The 21,665-nt window shown below is 61.6% G+C and carries 14 protein-coding genes and 2 pseudogenes; 5 read left to right on the plus strand and 11 right to left on the minus strand.

Annotated features, from left to right (window positions below; translation table 11 throughout):
* Positions 1-3 precede the first annotated feature (3 nt).
* From ABTV87_RS02215 to ABTV87_RS02225, 3 genes are read right to left on the minus strand one after another with little or no spacing between them, the layout of a single operon-like run.
* A complete protein-coding gene (locus tag ABTV87_RS02215) occupies positions 4-264 on the minus strand; it encodes a phosphopantetheine-binding protein (protein ID WP_007952344.1) in 261 nt (86 codons plus the stop codon).
* On the minus strand, positions 245-1,054 hold the full coding sequence (locus tag ABTV87_RS02220) for a lysophospholipid acyltransferase family protein (protein ID WP_258712778.1): 810 nt from the start codon (positions 1,052-1,054) through the stop codon (positions 245-247). Before ABTV87_RS02220 ends, ABTV87_RS02215 begins: the two co-directional genes overlap by 20 nt.
* On the minus strand, positions 1,030-1,755 hold the full coding sequence (locus ABTV87_RS02225; RefSeq protein WP_115076289.1) for a beta-ketoacyl synthase chain length factor: 726 nt from the start codon (positions 1,753-1,755) through the stop codon (positions 1,030-1,032). The genes ABTV87_RS02220 and ABTV87_RS02225 overlap by 25 nt, the downstream gene beginning before the upstream one ends.
* A 369-nt stretch (positions 1,756-2,124) precedes the next feature.
* Between ABTV87_RS02225 and ABTV87_RS02230 the strand changes: the two genes are divergently transcribed.
* Positions 2,125-2,895, plus strand: coding sequence for a ParA family protein (locus ABTV87_RS02230; protein WP_085608442.1), 771 nt, complete (start codon positions 2,125-2,127; stop codon positions 2,893-2,895).
* A gap of 7 nt (positions 2,896-2,902) precedes the next feature.
* Here the strand turns inward: ABTV87_RS02230 and trxC are convergent, their stop codons facing one another.
* From trxC to ABTV87_RS02260, 6 genes and pseudogenes are all read right to left on the minus strand, one after another.
* Complete coding sequence (trxC, locus tag ABTV87_RS02235) at positions 2,903-3,337, minus strand: thioredoxin TrxC (protein ID WP_258712779.1); 435 nt, start codon at positions 3,335-3,337, stop codon at positions 2,903-2,905.
* A 449-nt stretch (positions 3,338-3,786) separates the two neighbouring features.
* Positions 3,787-5,250, minus strand: coding sequence for a protein adenylyltransferase SelO (gene selO / locus ABTV87_RS02240; RefSeq protein ID WP_433898926.1), 1,464 nt, complete (start codon positions 5,248-5,250; stop codon positions 3,787-3,789).
* Between the two features lie 48 nt (positions 5,251-5,298).
* The gene (gene mscK, locus ABTV87_RS02245; protein WP_433898927.1) at positions 5,299-8,652 is read right to left on the minus strand and encodes a mechanosensitive channel MscK; all 3,354 of its coding nucleotides are present in this window, start codon (positions 8,650-8,652) and stop codon (positions 5,299-5,301) included.
* A gap of 34 nt (positions 8,653-8,686) precedes the next feature.
* Positions 8,687-10,429 (minus strand): potassium/proton antiporter, encoded by a 1,743-nt coding sequence (locus ABTV87_RS02250; RefSeq protein ID WP_258712782.1) that lies wholly within the window; start codon positions 10,427-10,429, stop codon positions 8,687-8,689.
* Between the two features lie 293 nt (positions 10,430-10,722).
* Entirely contained in the window at positions 10,723-11,595 is an 873-nt protein-coding gene (locus ABTV87_RS02255) for a methyl-accepting chemotaxis protein (protein ID WP_371850982.1), read from the minus strand.
* Positions 11,596-11,625: 30 nt separating this feature from the next.
* A pseudogene (locus ABTV87_RS02260) lies at positions 11,626-12,456 on the minus strand (MCP four helix bundle domain-containing protein); the annotation flags it as partial.
* Positions 12,457-12,628: 172 nt separating this feature from the next.
* On the opposite strand from ABTV87_RS02260, the gene ABTV87_RS02265 reads away from it, so the two are divergent.
* From ABTV87_RS02265 to ABTV87_RS02280, 4 genes and pseudogenes are all read left to right on the plus strand, one after another.
* Complete coding sequence (locus tag ABTV87_RS02265) at positions 12,629-12,859, plus strand: hypothetical protein (protein ID WP_007952320.1); 231 nt, start codon at positions 12,629-12,631, stop codon at positions 12,857-12,859.
* Positions 12,856-13,158: a cell division protein ZapA gene (locus ABTV87_RS02270; protein ID WP_007952314.1), complete on the plus strand. Its 303-nt coding sequence runs from the start codon at positions 12,856-12,858 to the stop codon at positions 13,156-13,158. Before ABTV87_RS02265 ends, ABTV87_RS02270 begins: the two co-directional genes overlap by 4 nt.
* A gap of 145 nt (positions 13,159-13,303) precedes the next feature.
* Positions 13,304-14,281 (plus strand): annotated as a pseudogene (locus tag ABTV87_RS02275) (cache domain-containing protein); the annotation flags it as partial.
* Positions 14,282-14,488: 207 nt separating this feature from the next.
* Positions 14,489-15,196, plus strand: a complete 708-nt coding sequence (locus ABTV87_RS02280) for a methyl-accepting chemotaxis protein (RefSeq protein ID WP_431768100.1) — start codon at positions 14,489-14,491, stop codon at positions 15,194-15,196.
* Between the two features lie 122 nt (positions 15,197-15,318).
* On the opposite strand, the gene ABTV87_RS02285 is transcribed toward ABTV87_RS02280, so the two are convergent.
* Both ABTV87_RS02285 and putA read right to left on the minus strand, forming a co-directional pair.
* Positions 15,319-17,115 carry an acyl-CoA dehydrogenase gene (locus ABTV87_RS02285; protein WP_433898928.1) on the minus strand — a complete coding sequence of 599 codons (1,797 nt, stop codon included), beginning with the start codon at positions 17,113-17,115 and terminating at the stop codon, positions 15,319-15,321.
* 278 nt (positions 17,116-17,393) lie between these two features.
* Complete coding sequence (gene putA / locus ABTV87_RS02290) at positions 17,394-21,347, minus strand: trifunctional transcriptional regulator/proline dehydrogenase/L-glutamate gamma-semialdehyde dehydrogenase (RefSeq protein WP_221533681.1); 3,954 nt, start codon at positions 21,345-21,347, stop codon at positions 17,394-17,396.
* Between the last annotated feature and the right edge of the window lie 318 nt (positions 21,348-21,665).

Consider the following 21,665-nt stretch of genomic DNA (forward strand, 5'->3'; position numbering starts at 1 on the left):
GTCTCAAGCTGCCTGTTTTGCCGTGACGAACGCCGCAAGGCTCGCCACGTTGGAGAAATGGTTACGGGTGTCCTTGGCGTCGGCGTCGATCTTGATGCCGTACTTTTTCTGGATCGCCAGGCCGAGCTCCAGAGCGTCGACGGAATCCAGGCCCAGGCCTTCGCCGAACAGCGTCTGGTCGTCGCCGATGTCCTCTGCGCTGATGTCTTCGAGGCCCAGGGCGTCGATGATCAGCTCTTTGATGTCACGGTTTAGATCGCTCATCTTCGGCGAGCTCCTTGATAAAGAATTGGTGCAAATAGTCGTTGAGCTTGCGCGAAGCCTGGGGCGGGGGCCCCTGCGCGGCGAAAGTCTGTGGGTCTATATCGGCCCCGACGCGAAAACTGAAGTGCACGCGGCGACTGGGAATGCGATACCAGGGTTCGGCCTTGGTCAGGGTGGTCGGGCTGACGTGGATGACCACCGGGGTGACGATTTTCGCACCGCGCAATGCGATGGCCGCCGCACCCCGATGAAAGGCCGGCGCCTGTCCCGGTTGGGTGCGGGTGCCTTCGGGGAAAATGATCAGGGTCTGCCCGCTCTGCAGGGCACCGGCGGCAGCGTCGAGCATGTCCATGCTGCCGTCGTTGCTGATGTATTCGGTGCTGCGCAGCGGGCCACGGGTGAAGGGGTTTTCCCACAGGCTTTTCTTCACCACGCAGTTGGCCCGGCGCACCAGACCGATCAGGAACACCACATCGATCAGCGACGGGTGGTTGGCGATGATCATCTGCCCCGGACGGCCGAGACGTTCGGCGCCCTGAATGTCGTAGGTCAGCACGCCGGTACGGGCCATGAACCGGACGAAAAACCAGAACAGCCGGCTGACGGTCTGGCGCGCCCGCTCGCGATGCACCCTGGCATCGCCCGGCAGGCAGCCGAGCAATGGAAATACCAGCAGGCGCAGGCACAGGCCACCCAGCCCGAACAGGGCGAAGCTGGTGGCGGTGGCCAGCAGACGCCAGTAATAGGCGTCGCGGTTTTTTCCGATTACAGGTTGCGTTGCCAGGTCCATAGACGAGTCTTCCAGGCATGTTGGCAATGGGGTTGCTGACCGAGCAGGGTTCGCAGCAGATTCAGCGCATGGGGCCACTGCGTTTTGGACAGTGCTTCGGGGGCGCTGTTCAGGGTCAGCCGCCAGTCGGTACCGGGGGTGAGCAACAGCCCGACCGCGTAGGGAAACGGTACGTCGTCGATCCACGTCGAATAGGCTTCGGGCGGCTGTTCCTCGGTGATCACCAGCAGCACCGCCGGGGCGCCTTCGTTCAGCAACGTCGCCGCTTCGAGCATGCCGTGTTCGAGGCCGTCGCCGGCCGCGGCGAGCGCGGTCATTTCGCTGGTTTCGCCGCGCATGATCGACCACAGGCCGATGATCGCATTGTGCACCGACAGGCTGAACTGGGTCGGCGACAGCGGCTGTTCGTTGGCCAGATCGCTGAGGATTTCAAAGGTGCGCGGGGTTTCGCCGTGCCGGGAGACAAACACCAGCGGCAGATTTTCCCGACCGTCGGCCAGCGGCCAGCCGACACTGAACGCCATCCGCGCCAGACGGCTTAGACGACGGCGCTGCATGGCCGGCAGAAACGACACATCGGGTGCGGCATCGCTGCCTTCGAGCACGACTGGTTGTCGGCTCCAGGCTTGCCAGGCTTCCACACTGTCGAGCCCGGGAGCCCAGGCGCGCCATTGGGCGATGTTGAAGTTGATCACGGACATTTATCCCGCCCCTGCGGGCTGAGTTGACGCGGTTTCGCCAACGTCGCCGCTGAGCTGATTTAGCCTGAAATGGCATGGCGCGTGGCGCCGGGTGGCGCGCATTATCCCGGTGCGACGAGTGTGTAGCAAATGCTGGTTACATTTTGAACGACGAAATGAACCGAATGGTACGCGGCAAGAGCTGTCACTTGGCCATTATCCAGGTTGTCGGGTGTCTGTCTGTCAGGCGAATCGGCGATCAACGGGTCTCTTTGCGCCGTATTCATTGGGAGATTGGCGCCTGACTTTGTAGTCCGCGTCCATCGAGGTAGCGAACCGGCACCGGGCACCACTACACTCGGTCATTCTTTGATACACGGAGGTTTTGTCATGCGGCGCGTGGTGTTCAATCAGAAAGGTGGCGTGGGCAAATCCAGCATTGCCTGCAATCTGGCGGCGGTAAGCGCCAGCGAAGGTTATCGCACGCTATTGGTCGACCTCGATGCCCAGGCCAATTCCACTCAGTATCTGACCGGGCTCACGGGTGACGACATTCCGATGGGCATTGCCGACTTCTTCAAACAGACCCTGTCTTCCGGGCCGTTCTCAAAAAGGAATCAGGCGGATATCTACGAAACGCCCTTCGACAACCTGCACATCATCACCGCCACCGCCGAACTGGCCGACTTGCAGCCCAAGCTCGAGGCCAAACACAAGATCAACAAGCTGCGAAAGCTGCTCGACGAGTTGTCGGAGGATTACGACCGGATCTATCTGGATACGCCGCCGGCGCTGAATTTCTATGCGGTCTCGGCACTGATTGCCGCCGATCGGGTACTGATTCCCTTTGACTGCGACAGCTTCTCGCGTCAGGCCCTCTACGGTCTGATCGCCGAGATCGACGAGTTGAAGGAAGACCACAACGAAGGCCTGGAAGTCGAAGGCATTGTGGTCAACCAGTTCCAGGCCCGGGCCAGCCTGCCGCAGCAGATCCTCGACGAACTGATCGCCGAGGGCCTGCCGGTATTGCCGGTCTACCTCGCCAGTTCAGTGCGCATGCGCGAATCCCATCAGGCCAACACGCCGCTGATTCACCTCGATCCACGGCACAAGCTGACGCAGCAGTTCGTCGAACTGCACAACTTGCTCGAAGACGCCTGAAGCCTTGTCAGATGCCCTGGCTGCGCAGCCAGGCCATTAACTGTGGCGACGGGAAGGCCCCGCTCTGACGGGCTACTTCCCGGCCGTTGCGGAACAGAATCAGGCTCGGAATCGAACGAATCCCCAACTGTGCCGATAATTGCTGATTGGCCTCGCTGTCCAGCTTGGCCAGCCGGCACTTGCCCGCCAACTGCGCAGCCGCCTGCTCGAACACCGGCGCAAACGACTTGCACGGTCCGCACCAGTCCGCCCACACGTCCACCAGCAACGGCAGATCACCCTTGATCTGACTGGCGTAATCGCCTTGCTTGAGCTCGAACGGCTTGTTCAGCAGCACCTCGGACTTGCAGCGCCCGCATTTCGGATGGTCGTTGAGGCGCTCGGCGGGGATGCGGTTGAGGCCGTTGCAGGAGGGGCAGGGGATGAGGAGTGGGTCGGTCATGATCGGCTCGGTGAATTAGGCAGTTCGTACAACAAATCTGGAGTCGTGCGAGGTATTTATCAAGGCGAAATCTGACAGCAGTTACCTTCAGTAATCGAGGATGTCTCCTACATAAAGTGTCGTTTCGGCTGATTTTTCTCCTTCTGCTCACGACATAGAGTGAATCCGGGCGTCCTGGTAATTCGCTGGGAACCAACGCAAGGGGCAAAAATGAGCGGAATAGTTGAGTTGGCTATTGAGCACTGGATTCACGTCGCACCTGTCCTTAAACGGCCAGAGTCAGACGAGGAATACAATTTTTTGGTCGAATCAGTTAAGGAACTGAGAGGCATGGCTGGAGCGGACGAGTCACACCCGCTCATGGGTTTGGTCGAAATGATAGGCCGCCATCTCGACGCTTATCGCCAGTTACATCGATCGTCTTGAACATTTGGAAGCTGGAAACGGCCTCAAGACGAGCAACTGATCTCCAAATGCTTGCCCCACTCCGGCGGCCGTTCCGCGTAACTCTCCATTCCAGGCTGTTCTTCGAATGGATTGCTCAGCACCGCATGCAGCCGCCGCACCTCGGTGTAGTCACCCTGTTCCGCCGCATCAATCGCCTTCTGCGCCAGATAATTGCGCAGGATGTACAGCGGATTCACCGCATGCATCCGCGCGCGGCGCTGTTCTTGATCGCTTGCACCATCGCGTGCGACACGGGCGACATAGCGCTCGCCCCAGGCATCGAAACCCTTGATATCGACGAAGTCATCGCGCAGGCGAGCGACGGCCTGTTCGGCTGACTCTTCGCCCAGGCGGCGGAAGAACAGCGTGTAGTCGACGCCGCTGTTCTGCATCAGTTGCAGCAGTTGCTCCAGCAGTTGCTGGTCGTCGTCCTCGGCGCTGGTGAAGCCGAAACGGCGGCGCATCAGGTCGAGGTAATGGGCCTGGAACAGCGGCAGGTACAGGCCGAGGGTTTCGCGCAGGGCTTCGACGCTGATGAACGGCGTCAGGGCCTGGGCCAGGGCGCTGAGGTTCCATTGGCCGACCGGCACCTGATTGCTGAAGGAGTAGCGGCCCTGATCATCGGAGTGGTTGCAGATGAAGTTTGCGTCGAAATCGTCGAGGAAGGCGAACGGGCCGAAGTCGAAGGTGATGCCGAGGATCGACATGTTGTCGGTGTTCATCACACCGTGGCAGAAGCCGTAGGCCTGCCATTTGGCGATCAGTTCGGCGTTGCGCTCGACGATTTCGCGGAACATTGCCAGATACGGTTCCGGCTGTTCCAGGCATTCGGGGTAGTGCATCGCCAACACGTGTTCGCCGAGCAGCTTCTGCTGTTCGGGACGCTTGGTGTAATAGAAATATTCGAAATGGCCGAAACGGATGTGGCTCGGCGCCAGGCGCAGCACCATCGCGGCGCGCTCCTGTTTCTCACGCCAGACCGGGGTGTCGGAGCCGATCACGCAGGCGGCGCGTGAAGACGGGATGTTCAGCGCATGCAGCGCTTCGGACGCGAGAAACTCGCGGATCGAGGAGCGCAGCACCGCGCGACCGTCGCCCATGCGCGAGAACGGCGTCTGCCCGGCGCCCTTCAGATGCAAGTCCCAGTGCTCGCCGGCCGTGTTGTAGACCTCGCCCAGCAACAGCCCGCGACCGTCGCCCAGCTGCGGGGTGTAACCGCCGAACTGATGCCCGGAATAGACCATCGCCCGAGGCTCGGCGTCGGCCCACAGCTTGTGGCCGCCGAACAGCTCGGCAAATTCCTGGGTGTCGGCCACTGCTGGATCCAGATCCAGCAGCGCCAGGGCCGCAGGGCTGGCCACGACCAGTCGCGGATTGTCGATCGGTTCGGGCAGCACGTGGGCCGAGAACGCATCGCCCAGGCGGGCGAAGCGGTTGTCGAAGGTCAGTTCGTCGAGGGCTTTCAAGGACCGGCTCCAGCAGAATGTCCGAGCATTCTGCTGGGATTAGCCGGGTTAGTCGAGTTTGGCCGGCGGCGGTTCCTGTAACGGTTTCTGGTCGTCGCTGACCGGCACGATGGTTTTGGTTTCCGGCTCGATCGGCACCATCTTGTATTCCTGGCCATGCAGGTTCTTCAGGTAAACCTCCATCTGGCGGAACGAGATGTTGATGTGCTGCTTCTTGAACTCGCGGTTGATGAAGCGGTTGACCTCATCGAGTACCGGGTTGCGGTCGCCGAGATCACGCACATGCATGCGCAATTCGTGGTCGAGGGTGCTTTCGCCGAAGTTGAGGAAGTACACGTGCGGCTCGGGTTCCTTGAGCACGCGCGGGTTTTCCCGGGCGGCTTTGAGCAGCAGTTCCTTGACCAGATCCAGATCCGAACCGTAATCGACGCCCAGTTTCAGGGTCACCCGGGTGATGGTGTCGGTCAGCGACCAGTTGATCAGTTGCCCGGTGATGAACGTCTTGTTCGGGACAATGATGTCCTTGCGGTCGAAGTCGGTGATGGTCGTGGCGCGGATGCGGATCTTGCTCACCGTGCCCGACAGGTTGCCGATGGTGATGGTGTCGCCGATCCGCACCGGGCGCTCGAACAGGATCATGATGCCGGAGATGAAGTTCGCGAAGATCTCCTGCATGCCGAAACCGAGGCCCACCGACAGCGCCGCCACCAGCCATTGCAACTTGTCCCAGCTCACGCCGAGGGTCGACAGGGTCGAGACGAAACCGACCCCGGCGATCACGTACGACAGCAGCGTCGTGGTCGCGTAGGCACTGCCCTGGGCCAGATTGAGTTTCGATAGCACAAACACTTCAAGCAGACCCGGCAAGTTGCGGGCGAGCGCAAAGGTGATGCCGATGATGATCAGCGCGCCGAGCATGTCGCCGATGCTGATCGGCACCATGCTCATGTTGGCGCCGGTACCGCTGGTGTATTCGTAGAGGGTGATGTTGTCGAGGTACGAGAACACCGTGATCAGGTCGGCCCAGACCCAGTACAGCGCGGCGATGAAACCGCCGAGCAGCGCCAGACGGATCAGGCGCAGGGACTGTTCGTTGACCTTCTCGATGTCCAGGGTTGGCTCTTCGATCACCGCTTCGCCGTCGCCGGCTTCTTTCGCGGCCTGACGTTTGGCCAGGGCGCGCTGGTAAGCCAGACGACGTGCCGCGACCGCGAGACCACGGACGAAGGTGGCTTCGATCACCAGCCAGAACATCAGCAGGTACAACGTGTTGATCAAGCGGTCACTGAGCTTCAGCGCGGTGTAGTAGTAGCCGAAGCACACGGCGACGAACAGCGCGATAGGCAGCAGGGTGAACATCACACCCACGGCCTTGCGGAACAGCGAGGCGTTTTCGTGGGTCGGGCTGCTGATCAGCAGGCGGCTGAGTAGCCATGCCATCAGGGCGTAGCAGGTCAGCACCACCGGCATGCCCAGCACATCGTCGGCCAGCGCCGCCGGTTGCAGTTCGGCAACCGCCACCACCGCCACCAGCGCCATGACCACCAGTCCGAGGCGACGCACCCAGCCTTGCAGGAATTCGACCTGCGGCTTTTCCCAGCGGAAGTGCAGTTCAGCCACGCCGCCCGGCGCGAGGATCCGGTAGGCGGTGTAGAACACCAGCCACGCCTGGGCCATTTGCAGCAGCGCCGCGCCCATGTTCGCGTTCTGCCCCCGTGCGTCGATCTGCAACGCCAGCCCGCACAAGGCCAGGCCCAGCGCCACCGGCATCGCCAACAGAATGTTGATCAGGATCGCCTGCGGCGTGTGCCACTGGCTGTCACGCTTGAAGTGGCCGATGTCCTGGTGAACCTTGTTCAGGCGTGAATACAACTGCTTGCGGCGCCACAGCAGCGCGCCGATCAGCAATGCCAGCGGCAGGAACAACAGCGGCCGCTGGGTCAGGCCGTCGGTCAGTTCGCTGAGGCTCGAGGCCAGCGGCAACGTGTCGATCTGACGCTTCAGGCGTTCCGGCACGCCGCGCATCCATTCGGTGTCCAGCGGCTTGTTGCTCGGGATCCAGAACATCTGCTCGTCGAGGGTCGCGCGCAGGCTTTGCGCGGTGCTCAGCAGTTGTTTCTGGTTGAGTTGCAGGGTGATCGATTCGTTGAGCATCGCGCTCAGTTCGCGACTCAGCCGTTCCAGCAGATCGACACGAGTGTTGGCCAGCTCCAGCAGACTCTTGCGCAGTTGTGGCGTGACTTGCTCCGGCGGCTGGGTGGAAAGCAGGTTGTCGACATACGTCGCCGGATTGCTCAGCTGTTCGCGCTGCTGGTTGATTTCGAACTGGTACAGGCGAATGTCGGCGATCTGGTCCGCCAGGTCGCGGTCGACCTTGAGGCGCGGCAGCGCCTGTTTCTGTTTATAGAGAATCTTCGACAGCAGCAGGCTGCCCTTGAGCACGTTGATTTGCTCGTCGAGGGCCGAATCGCTCTGGGTCACGCTGTCCAGTTGCTGCTTGGTCTGCAGGTTCTGCTGGGTTAGTTCGTTGAGTCGGTCAGTGCTTTTAAGCAGATAGTCGGAAAGTTTGAGGTTGGCCGCGCTTTCCGTGGCGAGCAGGGTGCTGCTGCCGGACTTCTGAGCCTCGATCGACTGCTGCGTCACGGTCTCCTGCGAGAGGGTCAGACGCTTCTGGTTGATCAGGGTTTGCAGTTCCTGGATCTCGCGATCCAGACGGTCGGACTTTTCCGAAAGCAGGTCATGCTGGCTGTTGCCCAGATCCTGCAATTGGTTGTTGCCGGCCAGCTCCTGACGGCGCAGCGGGATCAGCGCGTTCAAGGCGGCCAGTTCGGCGTTGAGCAGGTCGCGCTGCTCGGCGCTGACGGTCTTGCCGGCGTCCTTGCCGGTCTTGAGGATGTTGTTGATCTGCTGGATGCGCGTCTGGCTGCTGGAAATCTCGGCCTGGGCACGCTCGGGGCGGGTCTGGGCGGTGATGATCAGGCTGTTGGCGTCGGCCAGGGCCTTTTGCAGATCGCTTTGCTGGGTCGAGCGCTCGGTGAGCATCTGCTCCAGCTGCTGGATGTTTTCCTTGGGGAAGCGCTGCGCTACCGGTACCACGGCGCTGGCCTTGAGGCGGGTCAGTTCGCGCGAATTCTCGATGGTCTGCTTCGGCGCAGTGGCCAGCTGCTGCTTGAGGTCGATCAGCTTCTGCTCGTAGTCACGCCGGTTGTTGAGCTGGTTCAGCGTGTTTTGCAGGACCGTCTGCAGGGCCTTCTTGTCGGCCTCGGGCAGTTTGCTGTCGGTGAGTTTATCCAGGCTGGCCTGCACGGCGTCGCTGGACGGCGGTTCGGCGGCTTGCAGCGGGCCGACGGAAAGACTCAGGCCCAGCAGGGCCGCGAGGAAAAAAGAGCGCAGGGTAGGCATAGAGACCGGTCAAGCAAGTGAGAGTGGACGCAGTTTAGAGGAAGAGCCCGGGGCCCGGGCGACTTCCTTCGGGGAATCTGACGCCCACTTTGCCGATCTTGTTCCCGTCCATGACCGCAACCGTCCAGTGGGTGTTGTTCCATTCCACCTGGTCGCCAACGATCGGTGCACCGCCGACTTTCTGGGCAATGAAGTGGCCCAGGGTCATCTCCGGATCGATGCCTTCGGCGGGCAGGCCGTACAGGGCGGCAACCGCTTTGAGCTGGGCGTCTCCCTCGAGTACGAAGTCGCCGAAGAAGCGCAGATCGAGGCCGCGTTGCGGCGCCTGGCTGAACAGTTTCCCGAGGGCCGGAAGGTTGTGTTCATGGCCGATAACACACAGCAAATCATCGACTTCCAGCACCGTACTACCCGACGGATGGAGCAGTTGCTGGCCGCGAAACAGGGCAGCGATACGTGTGCCTTCGGGCATTTTCAGCTCGCGCAGGGGCGAACCGATGCACCATTTTTCCGCGCCGAGTTTGTAAACGAACAGCTCCCACTCGCTGGTGACGTGCACTTCGAGCGCTGCCCGCGAAATCGGCGCCGGCTCCGGCGGTACCGTCACCTTGAGCAGCTTGGCCACCCACGGCAGGCTCGTGCCCTGCACCAGCAGCGACACCAGCACGATAAAGAAGGCGAGGTTGAAGTACAGCTGTGCATTCGGCAGCCCGGCCATCAGCGGGAACACCGCCAGAATGATCGGTACCGCGCCACGCAGGCCAACCCAGGAAATGAAGGCTTTCTCGCGACCGTGGAAGGCCTTGAACGGCAGCAGCCCGACCAGCACCGACAGTGGCCGGGCGAACAGGATCATCCACAGCGCCAGACCCAGGGCAGGTACGGCGATCGGCAGCAAATCATGCGGAGTGACCAGCAAACCCAGCACCAGGAACATGCCGATCTGCGCCAGCCACGCCATGCCGTCGAGCATGTGCAGGATGCCGTGGCGGCTGCGCACCGGGCGGTTGCCGATCACCAGACCGCACAGGTACACGGCGAGGAAGCCGCTGCCGTGCAGGGCGTTGGTCAGGGCGAACACCACCAGACCGCCGGCGATCACCAGAATTGGATACAGGCCGGCGGCCAGATTGATCCGGTTGACCAGTTGCAGCATCAGCCAGCCACCGCCCAGGCCGATCACCCCACCGATGCCGAACTCGCGGATCAGGTGGGTCAACAGGCTCCAGTGCAGGCCGGTCTGGCCGCTGGCGAGCATGTCGATCAGGGTCACGGTGAGGAACACCGCCATCGGGTCGTTGCTGCCGGATTCGATTTCCAGGCTGGCGGTCACCCGCTCGTTCAGGCCCTTGCCGCCAAGCAGCGAGAACACCGCCGCGGCGTCCGTGGAGCCGACGATGGCGCCGATCAGCAGGCCTTGAATCAGATTGAGATCGAACAACCAGGCGGCGGCCATGCCGGTGAGGCCGGTGGTGATGAGCACTCCGACCGTGGCCAGCGACAGGGCCGGCCACAGGGCCACGCGGAAACTGGACACCCGGGTGCGCAAGCCGCCGTCGAGCAGGATCACTGCCAGCGCGAGGTTGCCGACCAGATAGGCCGTCGGGTAGTTATCGAAAATGATGCCGCCGCCATCGACCCCGGCAGTCATGCCGACCGCGAGGATGATCACCAGAATCGGGATGCCGAGACGGGAAGAAAGGGAGCTGACAAGAATGCTTGCGCCTACCAGCAACGCGCCGATCAAGAACAGGCTGTTGATGGTCGTCGCATTCAAAGGCAGTACTCCAGAAGCGGAAAGACGGGCACAAACTGACCATGCAGTCTGCGTGCCAGCGATTCTAACCTGTTGAAATGTGATGCTGTCAAAAAGGTTTTTCAGCTTGGCGCATGATCGTTCCCACGCTCCGCGTGGGAATACCTTAATGGACGCTCTGCGTCCGCTTCTGGGACGCGGAGCGTCCCGGGCTGCGTTCCCACGCAGAGCGTGGGAACGATCAACGCAGAGGGCGGCTGCATTCCCCCGCAGACGGTTCGGTGCCTCGACGGGGGAACGATCAATGCAGAGGGTTAGAGGCTGAACCGCCCAACCATATTGTTCAGATCCAGCGCCAATCGCGACAGCTCGTTGCTCGCCGCACTGGTCTGATTCGCGCCGGTCGCCGACTGCACCGACAGATCGCGGATGTTCACCAGGTTGCGATCGACTTCCCGCGCAACCTGCGCCTGTTCTTCGGCGGCGCTGGCGATCACCAGGTTGCGCTCGTTGATTTCGACGATGGCCGTGTTGATCGTGTCCAGCGACAGACCGGCGCCACGGGCGATGTTCAGGGTCGACTCGGCGCGCTCGGTGCTGTTGCGCATCGAGTCCACGGCGTGTTCGGTGCCGCTCTGGATGCTGCCGATCATGCGCTCGATCTCGCTGGTCGACTGCTGGGTGCGGTGCGCCAGGGCACGGACTTCGTCAGCCACCACAGCAAAACCACGGCCGGCTTCACCGGCACGGGCCGCTTCAATCGCAGCGTTCAGTGCCAGCAGGTTGGTCTGGTCAGCCAGGCCACGGATCACGTCCAGTACCTTGCCGATGTCGCGGGATTCGTTGGCCAGGTCGCCGATCAGGGTCGCGGTGCTCTGCACGTCGGCGCTCATGCGTTCGATGGCGCTGACGGTTTCCTGCACCAGATCGCGCCCGTCGCCGGCAGAGGTGGTGGCGTTCTTCGAGGCTTCCGACGTGCTGACCGCGTTGCGCGCGACTTCTTCAACAGCGCTGGTCATCTCGTTGACCGCGGTGGCGGCCTGTTCGATTTCGTTGTTCTGCTGGGTCAGCCCACGGGCGCTTTCGTCGGTGACGCTGTTCAGCTCTTCGGCGGCGGAGGCCAGTTGGGTGGCCGAGCCGGAAATCCGCTGCAGGGTGTCGCGCAGCTTCGATTGCATCTTGGCCATGGCCGCCAGCAGGCGCCCGGCTTCGTCGGTGCCGTCAACGTGAATCGGCTGGGTCAGGTTGCCTTCGGCGATGGTTTCCGCCGCATCCAGTGCCTTGGCAATTGGTTTGGTAATGCTGCTGGTCAACAGCCAGGCGAACAACAAAGTCAGGCCGGTGGCGATGATTAACAGGGTCACGACCAGATTAAACGACATCGAATACTGATCAGTGGCGCCCTGATTGGTCTCGGCGATCTGTTGGGTGTTGATCTCCAGCAAGCGCGCGAGAGCGGTATTCACCGCTTCGGAATTGGCGAGCAAATCGGTGTTGAGCATCTGCCGCAGTTCGTCGACCTGATTGTTGCGCGACAGAGTCTTCATCCGGTCTTCGAGCTGGCGGTACTGCGCCAGCAACTGCACGTACTGATCATAAGCCGCGCGTTCTTGCGGGCCATCGATCAGCGGCTCGTAGGCGCGTTGCGCGTCGGTGATCTGCCGGTTGCGCAAATCGAACAGCTCGATGGTTTTTTGCTGGACGTCTGGCTCACGGTTGATCAGCAACCGATACGACAGCACGCGCAGGCGCAGGGTCAACTGGGTGAATTCGTCGAGGGCTTTGATCGAAGGCACGCTGGCCGTGGCGATGTCTTCGCCTGCTGCGCGGATCTTGCTCATCTGATTCAGGGCGAACACGCCGAGAATCAGCATCAGGCCGCCGATCAAGGCGAAGCCGGTGAACGCCCGGGGGGCGATGTTCATATTACGAAGGGACATGGAGGCGGATACCAGGGAAGGGCCGCATCCGTGCGGGCTGAGACTGCTGTTGGGTGACTTATCGGTCAGGCGAATGAACTCTTTAGTCCATGTGCGTATTTGTCGCATCCGCACGCAAGCGACGAAGTGCAGGAACCAGATTGGCAGATGACAGTCTCTAAGACTCGCAAGAACGGTCGAGCCGCCAGGAAAATCAAGGCCTTGCGCCGGTTTAACCCTGGCGTCAACGACGACTTTTCTTTATCGTACGCGCCCTTTGAAAAAGCCCTGGAAGATCAAAATGTTGGAAGCATCCCTCAGCCAATTGGAACAGCTTGTCAGCGACCTGGTGCAACAGAACCAGACCCTGTCGGAAACCAACCAGACCCTGTCCACGGAACTGGCCCAGGCCAAGGATGAAAACGAAAGCCTGCAACTGAGCCTGATGGAACAGGAAGAAAAGCACGGCGCCACCGCCGCGCGCATCCAGGCCCTGGTTGATCGCGTCAACGCAGGCCCTGTCAGCGCATGAACCACGGCACAGCAGGGGTAAAAGTCATCTCCATCATGGGGGAGGACTATTCGATCAAGGCACCGGCCGGGGAAGAACAGACCCTGCTGGACGCCGCATTGATGCTCAAGGCCGCACTGGCCGACACCAAGCGCAAATACCCGACGCTGATCGGCGACCGCCTGCTGGTGCTCGCGGCGATGAATCTGTGCTCGCAGCAGATTGAAATGAAGAAACAGCATCAGGAAGAACTCGAGCGTTACCAAGAGCAAGTCAGCGCCACGGTCGAGACCATCGCCAAGACCATCAATCAGGGTTGATGGGGTTGCGCACAACCAAAGAATAAGATTGTCGATTGCGTTGTATACAATCGGCACGGCTGTTGCAGTGTTTCAGCCTCTTATTCTTTGGGGGTGCTCCATGCAGTTCTGGCGTCGCAGTATTCAATGGCAGCTGATCCTCGGTATGGGCACCGCCCTGCTGGTCAGCATTCTGATCGTGGTTGGCATTTATACCCTGGTGGTCAACCGCCTCGCCCAGAGCTATCTGGTCGAACAGGCGCTGCCGTCGAGCATCGAAGCGACGCGCAACGACATCGAACGAATCCTCGTTCAACCCCTCACCGCCGCCAAGGACATCGCCAGTAACACGATGGTCCGCGACTGGCTGGCCAATGGTGAAGACTCCGCCAAAACGGCGGGCTTTGCGCAGTATCTGGAAGGCATCCGCGCCGAACACAAGGCGTTTACCGCGCTGATCATCGGCACCGAATCCAATCATTACATCACCGAAAAAGGCCTGGATCGCACCCTCAGCCGATCCAAACCGGCCGATGCGTGGTTTTACTCTTTCCTCGACAGCAACCAGCCGCGAACCCTGAACATCGACAACGACGGGGCGACCGGAGAGCTGGCGCTGTTCATCGATTTGAAGGTCGAGCAGGCCGGCAAAGTGGTCGGTGTCGCGGGGCTCGGGTTGAGCATGAAAGAGCTGTCGGAGCTGATCCACAACTTCAGCTTCGGCGAGCGCGGGAAGGTCTATCTCGTGCGTTCCGACGGTTTGATCCAGGTCCATCCCGAGGCGCAGTTCAGCGGCAAGCGCACCTTGAGCGAGCAGATCGGTGGCTCGGCAGCACAAGCGGTCATGGGCCATAAAGTGGCAACCAACAGCAGCTTCCAGCGCGATGGCGAAGACTTCCTCGCCTTCAGCCTGCCTTTGCGCGACCTCGGCTGGACCCTGGTGGCCGAAGTGCCACAGTCGCAGATCTACGCCGAAGCCCGCCGGGCGATGTGGATGAGCAGCGGCATCGGTCTGGCGGTGGCACTGGTTTGCCTGGCGCTGGTGATCTGGCTGGCTCAGGGATTGGTGCGACCGATTCGTCAGGTAACAGCTGCGCTGGTAGCAATCGGTAGCGGTGGTGGAGATTTGACCCATCGGTTAGATTCCAGCCGCGCGGATGAGTTGGGCGACCTCGCTCGGGGCTTCAACCGTTTCCTTGATAGCCAGCGCGGAATGATCGGCGAAGTGCTGACCACCAGCGAGCGTCTGCGTGTTGCCGTCGGCCAGGTGGCCCGGGTTGTGGATAACACCGCCGAGCGCTCAGGTCGTCAGCAGGAAATGACCGACATGGTCGCCACCGCCGTCCACGAAATGGGCCTGACCGTGCAGGAAATCGCCCAGAACGCCGGCAATGCCGCGCTCGCCTCACAAACCGCTCGTGATGAAGCGATGCAGGCGCGGGAAGTGGTCGGGGGCTCGATTCGCCATATAGAAAGCATGTCCGATGAAATCGGCGTCGCGGCGGGCGCGGTGGGTGAGCTAGCGCATCAGGTGGCGTCGATCGATCAGGTGCTGGCGGTGATTCGCGGGGTGTCCGAGCAGACCAACCTTTTGGCGTTGAACGCGGCGATCGAAGCGGCGCGGGCCGGGGACATGGGGCGTGGTTTTGCGGTGGTGGCGGATGAAGTGCGGACATTGGCGCGACGGACTCAGGCGTCTACCGACGAGATCCAGCAGATGATCGGCAGCCTCAAGCAGGGGGCGGAGAATGCGGTTTCATCGATGCGCACCGGGCAGGCCGCGACGGGGACTGGTGTTGAATCGAGTCAGCGTACCGGGGCTTCTTTGACTGCGATTACCGGGCAGGTCGAGCGCATCAGTGACATGAACCACCAGGTGGCGACGGCGACTGAGGAACAGTCGGCGGTGACCGAGGAGATCAACCGCAACGTGCAGGGGATTTCCGATCTGGCCCGGGCGACGGCGGGGGAGGTTCGGGCTTGTCGTGAGGATTGTCAGATGTTGCAGCGGTTGGCGGATGATCTGGCGCGGCAGATGGGTGGGTTCAAACTATCTTGATTGATCGTTCCCACGCTCTGCGTGGGAATGCAGCCCCGGACGCTCCGCGTCCTCTCAAGATCGTGACGCAGAGCGTCACAGGAGGCATTCCCACGCGGAGCGTGGGAACGATCACCGTGGGATCAGAACCACGCATCCTGCATTGCCAGACACGTATCATCCCGCGCCTCCAGCAACGTCAGCTCATGTTGGCACCCCGGCACTTCCCACGTCAGAAAATACCGCGCCGCCTGCAACTTGCCCTTATAGAAGTCGGCATCCGCCGCATTCCCCTTGGCCAACCCTTCCTCGGCTCGAATCGCCTGCTCCAGCCAGCGCCAGCCAATCACCGCGTGCCCGAACACCTTCAGGTACAACGCCGAGTTCGCCAGGCTGCTGTTGACCTTGCCCTGAGCCAGATCCGTCAGCAGACCGATGGTCACCGTCTGTAAGCGCGCCACCAGTTTCTCCAGCGGCTCACGCAATTCAGTCAACGATTCGTACGCCACCGCGCGCTCGGCGGTGTCGGCAATCAGGCGAATCAGTTGCTTGAGCCCGGCGCCACCGTTCTGCGCCAGTTTGCGCCCGAGTAAGTCCAGCGACTGAATGCCGTGGGTGCCTTCGTGGATCGGGTTCAGACGGTTGTCGCGGTAATACTGCTCCACCGGGTATTCGCGGGTGTAGCCGTGGCCACCGAGAATCTGGATCGCCAGTTCGTTGGCTTTCAGGCAGAACTCCGACGGCCAGGATTTGACGATCGGCGTCAGCAAATCCAGCAGTTCATGCGCTTGTTTGCGTTCGGCCTCGGTTTCCAGCGTGGTGGTGTCATCGAACAGCCGTGCCGCATACAGACCGAGATCGAAAGCACCTTCGACGTAGGATTTCTGCGTCAGCAGCATGCGTCTGACATCGGCGTGCTGAATGATCGCCACCGGCGCCGTCGTCGGGTCCTTGCTGTCCGGCACCCGGCCCTGCGGACGTTCGCGAGCGTATTCCAGCGAGTACAGATAACCGGCATAACCAAGCATCACCGCGCCCATGCCGACGCCGATCCGCGCCTCGTTCATCATCTGGAACATATAGCTCAAGCCGTGATGCGGCTTGCCTACCAGATAGCCGACGCACTCGCCGTTATCGCCGAAGTTCAGCGCCGTGGACGTCGTGCCGCGCCAGCCCATCTTGTGGAACAGCCCGGCCAGCAGCACGTCATTGCGTTTGCCGAGGCTGCCGTCATCGTTGACCAGAAACTTGGGCACGATGAACATACCCTTCACCCCGGCCGGCGCGTCCGGCAGCTTGGCCAGCACCATGTGCACGATGTTTTCCGAGAGCGGGTGATCGCCGCCGGAGATGAAGATCTTGTTGCCCTTAAGGCGGTAAGTGCCGTCGGACGCAGGCTCTGCGCGTGTACGAATATCCGACAGTGACGAGCCGGCATGAGGTTCGGTCAGGGCCATGGTGCCGAAGAAGCGGCCGTCGATCATCGGTTGCAGGAAGCGCTGCTTCTGCTCTTCGGTGCCGAAACTTTCGATCAGGTTGGCCGCACCCATGGTCAGGAACGGATAGGAGGTCGACGCCGCGTTGGCCGACTGGAAGTGGGCGAAGCAGGCCTGGGACAACAGTGTAGGAAGTTGCATGCCGCCGGCGTCGAAACTGCGCGCCGCGTTGAGGAATCCGGCTTCGAGGAACGCATCCACCGCCGGTTTCACCTCGGGAATCAGAATCGCCTGACCGTTCTCGTAGCGCGGCTCGTTCTCGTCGCCCTTGCGGTTGTGCGGTGCGAAGTACTTTTCGGCGATGTTGCGCGCCGTGCCGATGGCGGCATCGAAGGTTTCGCGGTTGTGCTCGGCAAACCGCTCGCGCCGGGTCAGGCCCTCGGCATCGAGGACTTCGTACAGCTCGAAAGCCAGATTGCGGGAACTGAGCAGCGTCTCGGACATGGCGGCCTACCTTTTTTTGGAATGGGCCGAGTCTAGGCGTGCGAATAAAGGCTGAAAAGGAAGATTGATAACGGTGATGGAGAGGCCAAAAAAATGGGCGCCGGTGAGGGCGCCCATTTTTATGTTCCTGTGCTGATCGTTCCCACGCTCTGCGTGGGAATGCCTCAAGGGACGCTCCGCGTTCCAGCCGCGCTGCCAACTTCAAGTCTGGCACCGATGGGACGCGGAGCGTCCCGGGCTGCATTCCCACGCGGAGTGTGGGAACGATCGCGCGGGGTTTAGCCGATGGTCATCAGGCTGGCGTTACCGCCCGCTGCCGCAGTGTTGACGCTCAGCGCGCGCTCGATCACCAGGCGCTCAAGCGCAATGTTGGTCTCGCCCTGGGACAGGCCCTGAACTCCAACGATGGCGCCGGCACGTTTGGCGATCTGCTGGCAGACCGCACGCAACTGGTCGGAATGGCCGTGATGCAGAACCGCATCGAACACCACGTCGTCCTTGTTCCAGTCGGAAACCAGCTTGATCCGCGCCTGAATCTCCTTCGGCAGGCGTGCGAACAATGCCTTGCTGGTGTCGGATTCCGGCCAGACCGCCGAACCGCCCACCGCCAATACCGCCGCGAGCTGGGTCAGCAGATCACCTTCGATGTCCGCCAGGCACAGCACGTGCTCGCGCGGCAGGATCGCGTAGCTGTTCTTCTCGCCGGTCGGGCCGGCCAGTACGCGGGTGATACCGCTTTGCGACTGCGCTGCGTACTGCACGCACAGGGTGCTCAGGTCGGCGAACTTGTTGCTGTCGGCCCAGGCTTTCAGGGCGGTCAGCGGTTTGCTCATGGCGTCGCGCAGACGAACGTCCGGTGCCACGGCAGCATCACCGCGAGCGAAGGATTGTTCGATGGCATCGGTAGGACGCGTCGACAGCAGACGGTACAGGTACAGCGGGCCACCGGCCTTCGGACCGGTACCCGACAGGCCTTCGCCACCGAACGGCTGGACGCCGACCACGGCACCCACGATGTTGCGGTTGACGTAGACGTTACCGGCGTTGACGTTGTCGATCACCTTGGCGATGGTCTCGTCGATGCGGGTGTGCACGCCGAGGGTCAGGCCGTAACCGGAGGCGTTGATCTGGGCGATCAACTGGTCGATCTCTTTACGCTTGTAGCGCACCACGTGCAGCACCGGGCCGAAGATCTCGCGTTGCAGCTCGTCGAAGCTTTCCAGTTCGATCAGGGTCGGCATGACGAAGGTGCCGCGTTTGACTTCCTCGGTATCGGCGATGGCCACCTGGTACACGTTGCGACCTTTGTCGCGCATGCCCTGGATGTGCTTCTCGATACCGGCCTTGGCTTCGGCGTCGATCACCGGGCCGATGTCCACGGACAGGCGCTCCGGGTTGCCGAGACGGCTTTCAGCCATCGCACCTTTGAGCATTTCGATGACGCGATCTGCGGAATCCTCCTGCAAGCACAGGACGCGCAGCGCAGAGCAGCGCTGGCCGGCGCTGTCGAAGGCCGACGACACCACGTCGATCACCACCTGTTCGGTCAGTGCCGAAGAGTCGACGATCATCGCGTTCTGGCCGCCGGTTTCGGCGATCAGCGGAATCGGGCGGCCCTGGTTGTCGAGGCGACCGGCGATGTTGCGTTGCAGCAGACGCGCGACTTCAGTGGAGCCGGTGAACATCACGCCTTTGACGCGCTCATCGCCCACCAGGCCGGCGCCGACGGTTTCACCGCGACCCGGCAGCAGTTGCAACACGCCTTCCGGAATCCCGGCTTCGAGCAGCAGACGCACGGCTTGTGCGGCGACCAGCGGAGTCTGTTCGGCCGGTTTGGCCAGCACCGGGTTACCGGCGGCCAGTGCGGCGGCGACCTGACCGCTGAAGATCGCCAGCGGGAAGTTCCACGGGCTGATGCAGACCACCGGGCCCAGTGGGCGGTGGGCGTCGTTGCTGAAATCGTTGCGCGCCTGCACTGCGTAATAACGCAGGAAGTCGACGGCTTCGCGGACTTCGGCGATGGCGTTGGCGAAAGTCTTGCCGGCCTCGCGGGCCAGCAGGCCCATCAGCGGCTGGATCTCGCCTTCCATCAAATCAGCGGCACGTTCCAGAATCGCGGCACGTTCGGCGGGCGGGGTGGCCTGCCAGATCGGAGCGGCGTTCAGGGCGCATTGAATGGCGTTGTCGACGTCTTCGACAGTGGCTTCCTGCACGTGGCCGACCACGTCACGCAGATCGGACGGGTTCAGCACCGGTGCCGGCGCTTCGTTGCTGGAGGCGCAACCGAGTATCGGCGCGGCTTTCCAGTTGTTGTGCGCGGTGGCCAGCAGGGCGCAGGACAGCGAGGCCAGACGATGTTCGTTGGCCATGTCGATGCCGCTGGAGTTGGCGCGCTCGGATCCATACAGATCACGCGGCAGCGGAATGCGCGGGTGCGGCAGGCCGAAACCACCTTCCACGGTCGCCATCTGCTCGATCTGCGCAACTGGATCAGCCACCAGTTCCTGGATCGAAATCGACTGGTCGGCGATGCGGTTGACGAACGAAGTGTTAGCGCCGTTTTCCAGCAGACGACGTACGAGGTACGCCAGCAGGGTTTCGTGAGTGCCGACCGGAGCGTACACGCGGCACGGACGGTTCAGCTTGCCTTCGGAGACCTTGCCTACAACCTGCTCGTACAAAGGTTCGCCCATGCCGTGCAGGCACTGGAATTCGTACTGGCCCGGGTAATAGTTCTGACCGGCAATGTGATAAATCGCCGACAGGGTGTGGGCGTTGTGCGTGGCGAACTGCGGGTAGATGACTTCCGGCACCGACAACAGTTTGCGGGCGCAGGCGATGTAGGAAACGTCGGTGTACACCTTGCGGGTGTAGACCGGATAGCCTTCCAGGCCTTCGACCTGGGCGCGCTTGATTTCGCTGTCCCAGTACGCGCCTTTCACCAGGCGGATCATCAGGCGATGACGGCTGCGGCGAGCCAGGTCGATCACGTAGTCGATCACGTACGGGCAACGCTTCTGGTAAGCCTGGATCACGAAACCGATGCCGTTCCAGCCAGTCAGTTGCGGTTCGAAGCACAGGCGCTCGAGCAGATCCAGCGACAGCTCCAGGCGGTCGGCTTCTTCGGCGTCGATGTTCAGGCCGATGTCGTATTGCTTGGCCAGCAGGGTCAGCGACAGCAGACGCGGGTACAGCTCATCCATCACGCGCTCGTACTGGGCGCGGCTATAACGCGGGTGCAGGGCCGACAGTTTGATCGAGATGCCCGGGCCTTCATAAATCCCACGGCCGTGGGAGGCTTTGCCGATCGAGTGAATGGCTTGTTCGTACGAGGCCAGGTACTTCTGGGCGTCGTGTTCGGTCAGCGCCGCTTCACCAAGCATGTCGTAGGAATAACGGAAGCCCTTGGCTTCGAACTTGCTCGCGTTGGCCAGGGCTTCGGCGATGGTTTCGCCGGTCACGAACTGCTCGCCCATCAAGCGCATGGCCATGTCGACGCCCTTGCGGATCATCGGCTCGCCACTCTTGCCGATGATGCGGCTCAGGGACGAAGTCAGGCCGGCTTCGTTGTGGGTGGAGACCAGTTTGCCGGTCAGCAGCAGGCCCCAGGTCGCGGCGTTGACGAACAGCGACGGGCTGTTGCCCAGGTGCGGCTGCCAGTTGCCGGTGCTGATCTTGTCGCGGATCAGCGCATCGCGAGTGCCCTTGTCCGGGATACGCAGCAGCGCTTCGGCCAGGCACATCAGCGCCACGCCTTCCTGGGACGACAGGGAAAATTCCTGCAGCAGGCCCTGAACAATGCCTGCACGACCGCCGGCACTCTTCTGGTTACGCAGTTTTTCCGCGATGGTCGCGGCGAGTTTGTTGGTGGCTTCGGCCATCGGCGCCGGCAGGCGAGCCTGCTCGATCAGCATCGGCACGACTTCCGGCTCAGGGCGACGGTAAGCAGCGGTGATCGAGGCGCGCAGAACCGATTGCGGCAGGATGCTTTCGGCGAATTCAAGGAAGCATTGGTGAGCGTGATCGGTGTGGACTTCGCCCGCGTCGTCGGCGTCCTTGGCGGTCAAACCGTTCAGCTCGGTCAGGGTTGCACCACCCTCGAGTTTTTCCAGGTAATTGAAAATTGCCTGCTTGATCAGCCAGTGCGGTGTGCGATCAATCGAGGTTGCGGCGGCCTTCAGGCGCTCGCGGGTCGGGTCGTCAAGTTTGACCCCAAGGGTGGTGGTAGCCATATTTTTATCCTCATAGGTGCCGCAGTTGCGCGACAACAGCTGGCGGCAAGATTAGCCGCGAGCCGAAAGAGGTGCAACCGGGTGCAACCCTTTTTTGTCGGAATATTCGGCAACTCGTCAGGAAATAATTTCTGGTACGAAAGTGCCGCTCCTGCTTGGTGCTTTTGCTTCTAGCAAAGGCCCCTGATTGCGCTAAAAGGGAGCAAAAAACCGCCTTTTCGGGATAATTCCGATTAGGTGCAACTAATTCTCAAGAAACTGGTTGCACCTGTTTTAGTTTGTTGAATAGGATTCGCGCCCAAGGTGCAACCGGGGAAA

This window comes from Pseudomonas sp. PSE1(2024) (assembly GCF_050990555.1).
GTDB classification, from domain to species: domain Bacteria; phylum Pseudomonadota; class Gammaproteobacteria; order Pseudomonadales; family Pseudomonadaceae; genus Aquipseudomonas; species Aquipseudomonas aphyarum.

Bases quoted from the DNA above. Each gene is read 5' to 3' on its own strand.
- ABTV87_RS02230 (WP_085608442.1), top strand. From the start codon at position 2,125: ATGCGGCGCGTGGTGTTCAATCAGAAAGGTGGCGTGGGCAAATCCAGC.
- ABTV87_RS02225 (WP_115076289.1), bottom strand. From the start codon at position 1,755: ATGTCCGTGATCAACTTCAACATCGCCCAATGGCGCGCCTGGGCTCCC.
- putA (WP_221533681.1), bottom strand. From the start codon at position 21,347: ATGGCTACCACCACCCTTGGGGTCAAACTTGACGACCCGACCCGCGAG.
- ABTV87_RS02265 (WP_007952320.1), top strand. From the start codon at position 12,629: ATGTTGGAAGCATCCCTCAGCCAATTGGAACAGCTTGTCAGCGACCTG.
- ABTV87_RS02220 (WP_258712778.1), bottom strand. From the start codon at position 1,054: ATGGACCTGGCAACGCAACCTGTAATCGGAAAAAACCGCGACGCCTAT.
- ABTV87_RS02280 (WP_431768100.1), top strand. From the start codon at position 14,489: ATGGGCCTGACCGTGCAGGAAATCGCCCAGAACGCCGGCAATGCCGCG.
- ABTV87_RS02285 (WP_433898928.1), bottom strand. From the start codon at position 17,115: ATGTCCGAGACGCTGCTCAGTTCCCGCAATCTGGCTTTCGAGCTGTAC.
- ABTV87_RS02215 (WP_007952344.1), bottom strand. From the start codon at position 264: ATGAGCGATCTAAACCGTGACATCAAAGAGCTGATCATCGACGCCCTG.
- mscK (WP_433898927.1), bottom strand. From the start codon at position 8,652: ATGCCTACCCTGCGCTCTTTTTTCCTCGCGGCCCTGCTGGGCCTGAGT.
- ABTV87_RS02270 (WP_007952314.1), top strand. From the start codon at position 12,856: ATGAACCACGGCACAGCAGGGGTAAAAGTCATCTCCATCATGGGGGAG.
- trxC (WP_258712779.1), bottom strand. From the start codon at position 3,337: ATGACCGACCCACTCCTCATCCCCTGCCCCTCCTGCAACGGCCTCAAC.
- ABTV87_RS02255 (WP_371850982.1), bottom strand. From the start codon at position 11,595: ATGGCCAAGATGCAATCGAAGCTGCGCGACACCCTGCAGCGGATTTCC.